6 protein-coding genes are annotated in these 12650 nt (G+C 29.0%); 3 read left to right on the top strand and 3 right to left on the bottom strand.

The window, feature by feature from the left end; genetic code table 11:
• Nucleotides 1–389: 389 nt before the first annotated feature.
• The gene (gene recD, locus ERCISPPA3004_RS03120) at nucleotides 390–2276 is read left to right on the top strand and encodes an exodeoxyribonuclease V subunit alpha (RefSeq protein WP_157990620.1); all 1887 of its coding nucleotides are present in this window, start codon (nucleotides 390–392) and stop codon (nucleotides 2274–2276) included.
• A gap of 691 nt (nucleotides 2277–2967) precedes the next feature.
• Here the strand turns inward: recD and ansP are convergent.
• From ansP to gmk, 3 genes are all read right to left on the bottom strand, one after another.
• Nucleotides 2968–4440, bottom strand: a complete 1473-nt coding sequence (ansP, locus tag ERCISPPA3004_RS03115; RefSeq protein ID WP_157990619.1) for an L-asparagine permease — start codon at nucleotides 4438–4440, stop codon at nucleotides 2968–2970.
• 931 nt (nucleotides 4441–5371) lie between these two features.
• Complete coding sequence (rpoZ, locus tag ERCISPPA3004_RS03110) at nucleotides 5372–5581, bottom strand: DNA-directed RNA polymerase subunit omega (RefSeq protein ID WP_157990618.1); 210 nt, start codon at nucleotides 5579–5581, stop codon at nucleotides 5372–5374.
• A 101-nt stretch (nucleotides 5582–5682) separates the two neighbouring features.
• On the bottom strand, nucleotides 5683–6306 hold the full coding sequence (gene gmk, locus ERCISPPA3004_RS03105) for a guanylate kinase (RefSeq protein WP_157990617.1): 624 nt from the start codon (nucleotides 6304–6306) through the stop codon (nucleotides 5683–5685).
• A 2705-nt stretch (nucleotides 6307–9011) separates the two neighbouring features.
• Between gmk and ERCISPPA3004_RS03100 the strand changes: the two genes are divergently transcribed.
• Nucleotides 9012–9620: a riboflavin synthase subunit alpha gene (locus ERCISPPA3004_RS03100; protein ID WP_157990616.1), complete on the top strand. Its 609-nt coding sequence runs from the start codon at nucleotides 9012–9014 to the stop codon at nucleotides 9618–9620.
• Nucleotides 9621–11521: 1901 nt separating this feature from the next.
• The gene (gene mnmA, locus ERCISPPA3004_RS03095) at nucleotides 11522–12634 is read left to right on the top strand and encodes a tRNA 2-thiouridine(34) synthase MnmA (protein WP_157990615.1); all 1113 of its coding nucleotides are present in this window, start codon (nucleotides 11522–11524) and stop codon (nucleotides 12632–12634) included.
• Nucleotides 12635–12650: the final 16 nt, after the last annotated feature.

Below are 12650 nucleotides of genomic sequence, written 5' to 3'. Positions count from 1 at the left end.
GTGGCACTTAAATCTAACTCATACAAACTATTACTATCGTTTTCTAGTTTTCTATACACTAGATGTTTTTTTTATTATTTTATGATTCTAAAAAATGGTAAGGTGATATAATAAAGTGGTTAATAGTTTTATTGATTTTTTTAATTTATCATGTTTTTGCAATAGTGTTAAGATTTTTACGCATAACTAATTGCTATTTTTAATGTTATAATTTTCTAAGCTGCAATGGTAAAAATTTATGTTTTGTAAAATGTTTACTAAATGCATATAAAAATCTTAGCTATGATTTGTATAAGATTTATTGCTTCTGTATTTTAGTGGGAAATATGCTGAATTTGATATCTATTTAATGATATTTATAGTTGAATCTGACACTCAGGAAACAGTGAATGATATTGTCAGAGCTATTATATATAGCGCAGAAAAAAGGATTGTTGCATCCTCTTGATTTGCATTTTGCTCGAGCTATCTCGAGAGAAGAAGAGCCTTTGCTTATGCTATCTGCGGCATTAGTGAGCCGTAATACTAGAGAGGGGCATGTGTGTTTATTGCTCGATAAATTAAATTCTAAAATTTTTTTTTCTGATATACATCAGGATTTAGCTCAGATGATATGGATATCGGTTGGGGCTCCAGAAAATATTAAAGATATCCTACTAGCACATTCATCTGTGAGCGACGGAAGGTTGGTGGCGCCGCTAGTTTTAGATAAAGAACGTCTTTATTTATATAGAATGTGGTTTAATGAAGTAGTTATCGCTAAATTTATACAAGAAAAAAACTCTTCATGTTATATAGATGAGCAAAAGACACGCAAAATTTTAGATCGTTATTTTGGTCGGAATGTGTGTAATTTTCAAAAAATTTCTGTAGCAGTAGCTCTGACGCGAAAAATAGCAATTATATCTGGCGGGCCTGGTACAGGAAAAACTACTACGGTGACTAAATTCTTAGCTAGTTTTATTGAGTTATCATCAAAACCACAATCTATCAAGGTGGTTTCTCCAACTGGTAAGTCAGCCTTAAAGTTAAGTGAGGCGCTTGGCAATGCTATAAAGGAGCTAAAGGCAAGTGATCATATTTTAAGGAGCTTTCCGCGAGAAGCTGTTACACTTCATAGATTATTAGATATTATCCCAAATAGTCATTATTGCAGATTTTGTGCAGAAAATCCTCTTAAAATTGATGTATTGGTTATTGATGAAGCATCGATGATTGATTTAGCTATGATGTCTCGTTTAATTACTGCATTACCTCATCATGCACGGGTTTTGTTTCTTGGAGATCGAAATCAATTAGCTTCTATAGAAGCTGGATCTGTATTTAGTGATTTTTGTTATCATGCAGAGAATTATTATAGCTTTGCAAGAGCTGAGCAGCTTGCTCGGTTAACTGGTTGTAAACTGAGCAAGCAGATAGCTAATCAAAATAATTTAATAGGTGATATGATTTGTGTGCTTACTAAAAATTATCGATTTAAACGATCATCTGGTATCGGTCAATTAGCGTTAGCAGTAAATAATGGACAGGTTCAGCATACCGAGAAGATATTAAATGGTAAATTTAGTGATGTATGTCGTATTGCAATTAGATGTAAAACAGATTATCAGAAGCTACTAGAAAGCTGTTCTGAGGGATACAGCGCTTACTTATCTTTGATTCATGCTGGCGCGAAACCTTATCAAGTATTAACTGCTTTTAGATGTTTTCAGGTTTTATGTGCAGTGCATAATGGGTTATTTGGTGCAATAGAATTAAATAAGTATATTGAAAATATGTTGCATCAGGTTGGGTTGATTAGAAAGGATCTCTCTGTTATGCAAGAATGGTATATTGGGCGCCCAGTAATGATTATGAGTAATGACCAAGATATGCAATTATTTAATGGTGAGGTTGGTATAGCAATGGAGGATTGTGATCGCGAAATAAAAGTATGGTTCTTATTATCTAATGGTAACATTGCTGCGGTGAAAACTTGTTTTTTACCATTGCATGATACAGCTTTTGCCATGACAATACATAAATCGCAGGGTTCAGAGTTTGATCATGCTGTAGTTATTTTACCGAATCAGATTATACCAATTTTAACACGTCAATTAGTATATACAGCAATTACTCGTGCAAAAAAAAAGCTTACTATTTATTCTAAGAAATTAATTTTTGAAAGTGCAGTAAGAGCTTGCGTATCACGCCAAAGTGGCCTAAGAGATAGGATTTTTGCTAGTTCTCAAGATATAATGAATCATAAAGTTACTAAAGTAGATGGAGATTGCTAAGCGCTGACTTATTATATAGCATTTAGATCTTTTGCAATTACTTAATAGACAGAGTTCATGTATTGGTTAATTTATATTAATAATAGTATTATGATAACGTATCTGATTATATATAATATATGCAGTAATAACTAGATAATTATTATGTAAACTAATTGCAAGTTTTAATTATAAAAATACAGTCATCATAAAAATCAAATATATAACATTACTGTCAAATTGATACTAATATATCGCAAAGTTGTTTCACTTGTAATTATAAAAGAATAAATATCGGATATTTCTTATAAATTTGGCCATAAGATCCTCGTTTATATTTTGATTGGATTTTAGAGTGATCAGAATTTACTTCGTGTTTTTCATTATTAATCACAAAGCTTTATTCAGTATAAAGATGTGCTTATTATATATAATTTGAATAATATTGCCTATATGCTATAAATCACTGCGCAGATTAATCGGGGTTTGCATCCCCCTTAAAGGGGATGCAAGTAAAAGCATCTCACGAACTTAGTGGATATTTATTTGTGATATCATGTTTAGTTTGATGCATAAATTATGTATATAGTTGTTAACTTAGTTATCAGTTATTTTTGTGCTATTAAAAGCAGATGACAAGATGTTATACATAGGTCTCGATTATTTTGTGTTTACTTTTAAAGTAATCTGGGTTCATTGAATGATAAATATATCAATATTGAGATTTGATAATTTTTATTGGATTTTTTTCTTCTTCTGTCAAGGTATTCACCCGTTTACGTACACGAAACCAACCTAGTGTAAGTACTATTCCAAGAAATGGGATTGATGCAATAGTATAAGTGCCATTTGGGTAATCGAACGCCATTAAAACTAGAACGCTTACTAAAAATAGCAATGTTAACCATGATGTAAAAGGAGCGCCTGGTAGCTTAAAGCTAATATCTTCAGCTTTTCCCTCTTTGATGGCTTTTCGGAGGCGCATTTGGCATATTACTATAAAAGCCCAAGATGAAATAATACCAAGCGTTGCAATATTGAGCACAATCTCAAATACGCTAGCAGGCACAATATAGTTTAGATATACTCCAATTATATACACACTTACTGTCATTATTATGCCAACATAAGGTACTTGATGTTTACTCATTTTAGACATGCATTGAGGGGCCGATCCACCCATAGACATGGATCGAAGAATTCGACCAGTAGCATATAGTCCTGAATTTAAGCTGGACAATGCTGCGCTGAGTACGACTATATTCATAATGCTGCCAGCGTACGGTACGCCTAATTTTGAAAAGAAAGTAACAAATGGGCTCTGTCCTGCTTGATAAGCATTCCAAGGTAGTAGTAGTACTAATAATACTACTGATCCAACATAAAATAAACCAATACGCCAGATAACTCTGTTAATAGCTTTCGGCAATATATTTTTAGGATCTTTACACTCTCCCGCAGCAGTGCCTACTAATTCAATTGATGCAAATGCAAATACAACGCCCTGTACTAAGACAAGGGCTGGTAAAAGACCATTTGGGAAAAACCCACCATTATCAGTAATTAGATAAAAACCAGTAGCATTTCCAGCTAAAGGCTGACCACTTCCTAGAAATATAACTCCTACAATTAAAAAGACCACAATAGCTAAAACCTTGACCATAGCAAACCAAAATTCCATTTCTGCAAACCACCTCACTCCAACCATATTCATACTGCCAACAATAGCTAAAGCACCAAGGGCAAATACCCATTGTGGTATATCACCACAAGCATTCCAATAGTGCATATATAATGCTACGGCTGTAATATCAACAATACCAGTCATTGCCCAATTTATAAAATACATCCACCCAGTAACATATGAAGCTTTTTCTCCTAAGAATTCACGAGCATAAGAGACAAAACTTCCACTAGAAGGCCGATGTAAAACTAGTTCACCTAACGCACGTAAAATAAAAAATGAAAAAATACCACATACTAAATAGACTAAAGCTAATGCCGGTCCGGCAGTTTGAAGGCGCGCACCAGCGCCGAGAAAAAGACCTGTTCCAATTGCGCCGCCAATGGCAATCATCTGTACATGGCGATTATCCATGGCTTTATGATAACCAGAATCTTGTGCATTTAACCAACGTCTTTTTGAAGCACGTTTTTCTGCGCCTGCTGTTTTATCTGCGTTCATATGTAATCCTAATTCTTCTGTAGACGAATATTTTAGTTACCGCTTCAGGCATGTTTGTGCTTAACAGGATCAGAATAAATTTCTGATATGATTTACTAAATGAAAAGATTAAAAGCCTTTTTTATGATGTTTATACTCACGACTGATTCCTTTATGTAATGTACTGGTGTTTAGTTTACATCTCTATATATTATAGAAATTTAGGGAATGACTTTAATCTACTCGTATAAATAAAAACAAAATATTAAATTATCTTTGATACGTGATATGTTGCACTTTATTATTAATTATTAAGCATACTTTACTATATTGTTCATCTTTTTATTATTCACTAGAATGGTATTCTACATAATATAATGTGGGATCTTAGGTTTACCAAAACCAAGTCTTGCACTGCATTGCAGTTACAGATAGAATTGGCGAATATCAGTAACGCATATATAGATATAGTATAATTATTATGTATTCACATTATTATATAATTTATTACTTATATTAGTAAGGCATTACAAGGCATGACTTACTTAATAGTTAGTACACTTAACTTGAATGTTAACTTTATGTATATAACAAGCAATACTATTATAAAATAGAGCTCTTGGTATAAAGTTAAGCTTAAGAAGAATGATTATTATATTCTATGAATGATTATGGTATAGTTATTTAGAATAAAAAATTAAAGGTAAAACATTATTTTTCTTATCATCTAATTTTTTCATAACCAAGATAATTCACGAGTAATTACAATTTTTACTACTTCTTCCTCCTCATATAATGATGTTAATAACGCATAGATATAATGAATTAATATATAGTATTTCAAGTATATCTTAGATCAGGATTTGTTTTAATATTTTTTTTAAATTCAGTTATTGCAGACCCTTTTTGAGAGTTTTATATTTTTAATTGAGTATGCCTTATTTTTTAGTTTTTAACGACCAAAAATATCAAGATTTTGATTAGTGATTAAGCCATTCTCAATTTCCCGCAGAGCTATCACGGTAGATTTGTCATTGCTTTTAGGAACCAAAGGATTTTTACCACCTATCTGGATTTGACGTGCCCGCCGTGCCGCTATTAGCACTAGATCAAAGCGATTGCCAATATTTTTTACTGCATTTTGAACAGTTACTCGTGCCATAAATATTTAACTCCACTGATAGTAATATAAAAGAGCTATACATGATTAGATTTTGTTATCAAATTCATATAGTTAGTAGGCTTATTTTTAGGTGTATTGTATTAGCTCTCCAATAATCTACGAATTAACGAAGAATGATATATTGCTTGGTGATGAACGCTTAAGCGTTCGGAACGTACAATGGTTTGCAAGTCTATAAGTGCATGATCAAAATTTTCATTAATTATTAGGTAGTGGTATTCTGTATAATGTTTCATTTCTGCGATAACTTGAGTCATACGTTGCATAATAACAGTTGTACTGTCTTGGTCACGTTTACACAAACGACGTTTTAACTCATCTTTTGATGGAGGTAAAATAAATATACTGCGCGAGGTTGGTATGATTTGTTGAATTTTTCTAGCACCTTGCCAGTCTATATCAAGAAATATATTAATACCTTTCTGTAATTTATTCATGATGGTTTTACGTGAAGTACCATAATAATTTCCAAATACCTTAGCGTATTCTAGAAATTTTCTCTGATGAATCATATTATGGAACTGGTTATGATTAATAAAATAATAATGTTCACCATGGTTCTCTCCAGGTCTTTTTTTACGTGTAGTATGTGAAATGGATATTTGTGTGTTACATAATGCCTGTGTTTTACACAGAGCCTTAATCAGGCTAGATTTACCTGTTCCACTAGGGGCGGAAACAATGAATAGTATTCCTGGAGTCATGATGCTTCTTTAAAATGCATATATATTTTTAATATATAATATCCTGCGTATTTACTCGAACGTTACTTGCGTTAGATTAGAGGTAGATGAATATGAAAATATTATTCTTTATCCATGTTTTTGACATATAACCTATTTATTTATGTACTTATCTTGAATCATATTAAATCATATAATAAATATTATTGTCATATGATCTATAATATATTTTATCTGGAATTTTGCATTTTTAATACGAAGTCAAATCTAACGTTCTTCTATAATATACAGGGTGTTATAGTGTTATAATTAAATGTATAATATATAGGGTGTTATAATTAAATTATCTTGAATATTTTACTTTTTCTGTATTGTAACGCAGTGTTGATATGATAAATAAATAGATTTTTTTAGTTTTCATTTAAATATAAATCTCTATTCCATGCATAACTATAGAATTTTAAGAACATGTAATAAGTGTTGTTAGTATTCGTCTAATACTGTCGAGTTATCTTTTTTATTATAAGATAAAAAATAGAGATAGAACCATAACTGTAGTCTATAATTTTGTAATGAACCCCTTAAGATGAAAATTATTAGATATTTATTTTTTATCTATTGCTATGATTTTAATATTTATTATTTATTATCTTTAATGTTGTTAGTTTGTCTTTATACGTTTTGATAAACTTCATAATGAATATATTCTTGAGTATTGCATGAGTGTTCATATGCTAAATCATATCTTTTTATAATTTTAATACAGATATTTCATATATACAAATGAAATTTATTTAAATATCTAATATTTCTTATTAGTATTATATAATTGGATAGTTATTATAAACTAAGATATTTCAATTAAATTATTTCGAATAATACGAAATAATTTAATTTATTCTTTCATTATATATGAGAATTTTTGCAATTATCTTTTAAATATAAACTTATACCATAATTAGTTGATTTTCGCTATTTTTACTAATTTTATTCTGTATCCACAGGAAATCGGTCCTACTATATAGACAATTTAGCAGTAATGTTTTGAACAATGGCAAGTGAAATGTTAGTAAGTTTATTTAAGTAAGCAAAAATAGAGTAAAAATTGATGCTATCATCAGCACTAGATATTGCTCGAGAGATACGGTGATTCAAAACATTGTCCAGTTAACAAATTCTAGCATAGTTTTCAAAATTAGATCATCTGTGCTTTATGTGATCTGTGCTACAGTAAAGTGTAAAATGCTTTATTATTTTTTTAGAAAATTAATTTATATAAATATATAATATGTAATTAATTTACGATAATCATGAGAAAGTGTATTTCTATTATTAGAAATTTATAACGCGTATATAGTCATTATATCATGTACTCGTATTTTTCGACAAATACTTAGATATTTAAGAGAAAATGTTTGATCTTGATTTTAATTGGTAAATATCTATCATTGCATTAAAATTATAAAATTTATCATAGATTCATTAAATATGAAATTTTAAATAAAAAAATTTTTAGCATTCTTAGACTAATCAGCGTTTATTCTTATGTCTGACCAAGAGCTCATTAGTAGTGTCATAGAGATAAAATATTTTTTCTGCAGTAGTCAGTCTAAAAATTATTAATTAAGCTATTTACAAAAATTAAAACAGAAGCTTGCATAAAATGATTCAAGTTGTAAATATTAAATAAAAAAATTTAAGAAGAATACAAATAGTTAGATTTACTATTTACCAGATATATATAGTCGTTGCACTATTGTTTAATTGGATGCATCAAGTCACAATATCGCTTATTAAGTTGAAAAACTGATAAAGTATTCTTATGTGACTAGATATTAAAAAGAATATTTTTTAAAATTGTTATTTAAAATGAGCAGTTGTTTGACATATGATTTTATCGGTTCTATTAAGAGATTTGTTAAGCCAAAACATTATTTTAGAATAATCTAAAGATTAGAAAAGTTTGATTTAGGATAAAAGCCTTAATGTGCGTTATCACTTAGTCTGACTAATTACCAAGTATTGTCTTTTAATGTGTTAGTATTTAGAGACAATTACTTGTCAGGAGCAAGTAATTGTCTCTAAAATTTTTTATTAATTAGCATAAATTTCATAAATGATATTTATGATAATTAGTAGAATATTAGTTATTAATCTTAAATAAATAATATATGATCTTAAGTAGATAATATATGATTTTGGTATGTTTTTTCGCAAGCGAGCCATTTATATTTAAAATAGTATTTTTTCTATCCGTTGATGATTTTAAAATACCACAATAGTTCTGCAAGGTCATAGATCATTAAATAACATATTTTAACACATTAGTTTGTATAACTTTGAAAATGCGATATATAAGGCAAGTATTTCATATTTTATGATTCAGATCAGAAGACTTAGAAAAATGTATATGTATAAAGTTATGTACTGGAATGTATGTGCTTTTTAGTAAAAGATTTACAAGTTACAAGATTTTGAAGAAGATTGCATATCTATTTTAGCATGGTATTATCCTAAGATAAATGATTTGTGAAATACTCAATGTACTATAATTTCAGTGCAGTATCAGTGTAAATACTAGTTTAGAGATACCGTAGAAATATTCAGTGTACTCACAATTTCTGAGGATATTTTTCTTAATTATGCAGAATATTTTTCTGTATTAAAGTAAAATTTTTCAAGTAAAAATAAGCGTAGTAATAAAATTAGTTATTTTGAGGTTTTTTATGTTTACCGGTATCGTGCAAGGTATAGCGGAGTTATATTATATTGAAAAAACAAAAGATGTACGAACTTATATTTTTAAAATGCCAAGCTCTTTCTTAGAAGGACTTAAGACAGGTTATTCAGTTGCAAATAATGGTTGTTGTCTTACGGTTACGAAAATAATAGATGATTATGTTAGCTTTGATTTAGTGACAGAGACACTCTTAAAGACGAATTTAGATATACTTAATATAGGGGATAAGGTTAATATAGAACGTGCAGCTAGATTTAGCGATGAAATTGGGGGTCATTTTGTATCTGGTCACATAATGGCAACTGCAATCATTACTCGAATCTGTAATAAAAAAAACAATTACACAATTTGGTTGAATATAGATGTGTTTGAGAAAAAAAAATATATTTTTCATAAAGGATTTATCACTATTGATGGTATTAGTTTAACTGTCGGGGAGGTTACACAAAAAGAATTTTGTGTGCATCTTATTCCAGAGACTTTATCGCGTACCACATTGGGTCAAAAAAATATCAGCCATAAGGTAAATATTGAGTTTGATCTTAACACTCAAGTTATTGTAGATACAGTAGAAAGAGTATTAGCGAAAAGTTAGAGTTAGTTTTTATTAAGATAAGAGCTTATTGTTAGTATCAATTATTCATAAGTATTTTTGAATTATATCTATTTACAGATAATGATAACTTTGCTGATCGAGTTATATACTAAATTATCTTAGCGACAAAGTATTATAGAATAGAGATTATGTGGCATATATAGTAAAAAATGCGATATTTTTATTTATTTACTCAAAATTAGACTATATAAGGTTAATATTTCATGATTATTATGTAAAAATAATTTTTTAATTTTTGCTTATTAATGATTATAAGATCATTTTATATATAATATTTTATAGAAAATATATTTAGAAGACTCTAAAAATAAACAGTGAGCTCTTCGAGAGAACATAAAATATTTACAGACATGTTCTATATGAGCAATATTGACTACAATTATAAACATAAGCAAATGATACGTTTTTTAATTATATTAAAAAATAAATATACCAATATTTTATAAATAGATATTATAAGATTTAGTTGTGAATTATCAGCTTATGATTTTAAGAAATTTAGTCATAAAAAATAAAAAAACTTGATCTATATTCTAGATAATATATACAAATAGACTGATAAGAGATATTATCATGAGATGTATATAATATAGATGCAATCTTCAAAATTTTTTTTTGCAATAAAATTACTAAGCATAAATATAGGATGCATTATAAAAATGCATGAATATTATAAGTATATCATAATTTAGCCAAATATTTTTATTAATTGTATATTTTGAGTAATTTGAACTAGTCTTGGGATAACATGCCAGCTACTCTACAATAAAAAAACCATAACTGATATTAATAAAATTTTTATTTTAAGTTCTAAAATCTATTCATAAATGTTATTAATTTTATCATAAAAAATAACTATATCCCAGGTTAATAATTTAGACTGATAACTATACTGAAGACATTATCAATTTGTTTAATTGTAAAACCTATAAATCAATTATTGTTCTGAGGTTATGAATATATTATATAATATTATTTGATAGTTTTTCTATAGGTGATACATGAAATTTCGGTTGGTGACAATGTGAAAGAATATTATATATTAAGATTTTTGTTCATTATAAATGAGCAATAAGATAATAGTAAGATAAATATGGCTCGTGATTATTTGATAAATATTGGTAAGTTTTAGTATCACTATAATTTATTAACTAGAGTGAGCTTAAATAAGATCAATGTCAGATTTCATGAGTGATTATTTAGATTTATTTTTATTATGTGGTATACATCATTTGGTGTTGGAGTATGTATAGATCATGAGCAATTTTATATATTTTTTCTAAAATTCAAAAATTATATGTGTGTATCTATAGTGCTTCTGCTAAAAAATTTTATGATATAATAATCACTAATATCGAATTATAATACACCAGTAACTTAGTTAAAGACCTGTTAAGTCAACAGAACAGGTTTTGGTGATGTCATGATAACCTGAGTTTAGAGTATAATCGGATTGAGGTTTGAAAATTTATATATCTGATAATTATTAGATTCATCAGTGTAAGTTTTTTACTGTAGAGTAAAATAATATTGTTTGTATGGGCAAATTGTTAAAATGTGTTCTTTTAGAAAATTTATATACTCTGCTTTTAGTAGTAAAAATTTGACATTTTGATAAAGTGGAAAATACTGAATACCATCAGTGATTGTTATATTGGAATATATATAGTCAATCACAAATATTTTTCAGATATTCATCAGAGTGAGAGGATACAATTACACACTATGATATGTTTTTATCATAAGGCTTGATCTGAATCAATACTACTTTATTAGGGTGTCCTTTTCATAAAAACGGATAACAATAGGTATTAGAGTAACTCTTATGCACTCAGTATTTGTGTAATTTTTGAATAACATACTGTCATTAGGTAATATCCATGCCGAATAGTAAAAAAAAAGTCATTATTGGAATGTCTGGTGGAGTAGATTCTTCTGTGGCGGCTTTTTTACTTAAAAAACAAGGCTACCATGTGGAAGGTTTATTTATGCGTAACTGGGAAGAGACAGAGGGTTCTATAGGTTACTGTAGTGTGGCAAAAGACTTATCTGATACAGAAATTGTATGTGATCAACTTGGAATTATTCTTCATACTATTAATTTTTCTGCAGAATACTGGAATAATGTTTTTTCATATTGTTTAGAAGAATATAAAAGAGGTCGTACTCCAAATCCAGATATTCTCTGCAATAAAGAAATTAAGTTTAAAGTTTTTTTAGAGTTTTCTGTAGAAGAGTTAGGTGCAGATTATATCGCCACTGGTCATTATGTGCGTCGCCAGGGAGATTATGAAAAAATTTGTTTACTGCGTGGCTTAGATCTCAATAAAGATCAAAGTTATTTTCTTTATACTCTAGATTCTAAACAGATTTCACAGAGTTTATTTCCTCTTGGGGTTTTATCTAAATCTGTTGTGCGGGGCATTGCTGCGCAGTTAAGACTTATCACGGCAAATAAAAAAGATTCTGCTGGTATTTGTTTTATTGGAAAGCGAAATTTTATACAATTTTTATCTAATTTTTTACCTGAAAAGCCTGGGGTGATTCTATCTGTATATGGCGACACAGTAGGTTGGCATCAAGGTGTATGTTATTATACTATAGGTCAACGAAAAGGCTTAGGTATTGGTGGTCGCAAAAATAGTAATGAACTTCCTTGGTATGTCGTTGATAAAGATGTTTCTAATAATATGCTTATTGTTGCACAAGGCTCAGATAATTCTCGGTTACTTTCAAGAGGCTTTATAACTAATCAGCTGCACTGGATAGATTGTAATATTCCAGTAGATCCTATCTGTTGCACCGTAAAAACCCGTTATCGTCAGAAAGATATACCTTGTACGTTGATTCCATTGGGTAGTAATTCTGTTAAAGTAATATTTAACTATCCAGTAGCAGCAGTGACACCAGGGCAGTCCGGAGTTTTTTATCTTAATGACAAATGTCTTGGTGGTGGTATTATTGATCAGCGTATACCGATACATCATATCTAACTGCATACACAAGGAG

It is taken from the genome of Candidatus Erwinia haradaeae (assembly GCF_900698995.1).
GTDB lineage: Bacteria > Pseudomonadota > Gammaproteobacteria > Enterobacterales > Enterobacteriaceae > Erwinia_E > Erwinia_E haradaeae_C.
The sequence above is the reverse complement of the archived record's forward strand: the minus strand, read 5'-3'. Positions and strand labels throughout refer to the sequence as shown.